Annotated in this window: 1 protein-coding gene; it reads right to left on the bottom strand. The window is 32.0% G+C overall.

Translation table 11 applies throughout. The features are described 5' to 3' along the window. Positions 1 to 354 precede the first annotated feature (354 nt). Complete coding sequence (gene arfA / locus CLORY_RS22710) at positions 355 to 1,869, bottom strand: arabinosylfuranosidase ArfA (protein WP_079428859.1); 1,515 nt, start codon at positions 1,867 to 1,869, stop codon at positions 355 to 357. Positions 1,870 to 1,989: the final 120 nt, after the last annotated feature.

Here is a 1,989-nt window from a genome sequence, read left to right as displayed (position 1 = left end):
TTTGTCATGCTGTCAAGGGTGGCGGCTTCCTTCACCTACCTATTTTTCCTTGCTTTTTTTCTTCTTTTTCTCTTTTCAATCCTACTTTTTTTCTCTAAATTTTTTTCATAGCAAACTTTACACTATCAATTCTTTTTATATATAAAGCGGTAATATTCTTTTTATCCGCATTTTATATACATTTTGGATCCTTAGTTTATTTTCCTATATAACGTTTTCTTGTATCTTCTAAATAAAGTCTAGACAATTAATGTTTTATATTATTTTAAAACATTTAATGTTTATCTAAACTATAATTATATGATAGTACTATTGATATTTTCTGTCAATAGATTTAGACAAAATATACAAAAATTAATTTATTTTTTTAGATAATCTTATAACATTCCACGAAATTTTATCAAGATTTGCATGTATAATTCCATCAACAATTTTAGCGTTTCCATTAGAATTGGGTTTTACATTAAAAGGATTACTTTCAGTGTTGACAGCTTTTACATCATTATGAGTAAGAACTATATGTTCTAAAACTTTATAGCCTTCGAAGCTTCTAATATCGCACTCGAATTCTAAGTTATCATTTATAGCTTTATTTAAAGCAAAAATTGTTAATTGTTCCTTTTCTTCATTAAAGACTGCTGCTGACTGAAGTACAGGAACATCAGTAAAATCTTTGCTGTCATAGGTTGGAGATGATATAATAGGATTAATCACACATCCTCTTCCGTAGTTTGAGACATGCATAAAAGGATAGAAAATAGTCTGTCTCCAAGTTCCTCCTCCATTTGTGGTCATAATTGGAGCTATTACGTTTACTAGTTGAGCAAGGCAAGCCATTTTTACTCGGTCCGAATGTTGAAGCATGGTAATAAGCATACCTCCAACTAATAAAGAATCCTCAAAATTATATACATCTTCTAATTGATGGGGAGCTATAGACCATTTTTCAATCTTCTTATCAGCCTCATTTGAGTGAAACCAAACGTTCCATTCATCAATAGACAAATTAATAGTTTTTTTAGATCTCTTCTTTGCTTTTACATAATCACAAGTAGCTATTACAGACTTAATAAATCTATCAAAATCTTCCGTTTTAGCAATAAAGTTTGCTGTGTTGTTTTCAGCATTACCATAATACTGATGTAAAGAAATATAATCCACATATTCGTAGGTATGATCAAGTACAGTAGCCTCCCACTCTGCAAAAGTTGGCATTGCACTATTTGAGCTTCCACAAGCTACCACTTCTATAGAAGGATCCACCCATTTCATTACTTTTGCTGTTTCAGCAGCTAATCTCCCATATTCCTCTGCTGTTTTATGACATATCTGCCAAGGACCATCCATTTCATTTCCTAAACACCAAGTCTTTATATTATGCGGTTCAGCATATCCGTGTTTTCTTCTCAAATCACTCCAATATGTACCACTATTGTGGTTGCAATACTCAACAAGGTTTCTAGCTGCATCTGCTCCTCTAGTTCCTAAATTTACTGCCATCATCACATCTGTGTTTACTTTTTTTGCCCAATCTGCAAATTCATTTGTCCCCATTTCATTGGTCTCAATAGTCCCCCATGCCAACTCTGTTCTTCTTGGCCTGTTCTCCTTAGGTCCAACTCCATCTTCCCAATTATATCCAGAAACGAAATTTCCACCAGGATATCTTATTATAGGAACATTTAATTCTTTTACAAGCTCTATTACATCTGTTCTGAATCCATGTTCATCTGCTTTTGGATGAGTAGGCTCGTATATACCTCCATAGACTGCTCTTCCAAGATGTTCTATAAAAGAACCATATATTCTCGGATCTATATCACTTATCTTGTAATCTTTATTAAGTATCATCTTTGCTTTTTTTATCATTCTATCGCCTCCAATCATTTTTAGATCTTATTCCACAGTTAAAATAGCTTGTCCGAAATACGTAAAAACATTTTATATAATTATATAATATAATGTCAAAAATACTATATTATGCAATTA

Source organism: Clostridium oryzae (assembly GCF_002029235.1).
GTDB lineage: Bacteria > Bacillota > Clostridia > Clostridiales > Clostridiaceae > Clostridium_AE > Clostridium_AE oryzae.
This window is presented reverse-complemented; position numbering and strand designations above follow the sequence as displayed.

Bases quoted from the DNA above. Each gene is read 5' to 3' on its own strand.
- arfA (WP_079428859.1), bottom strand. From the start codon at position 1,869: ATGATAAAAAAAGCAAAGATGATACTTAATAAAGATTACAAGATAAGT.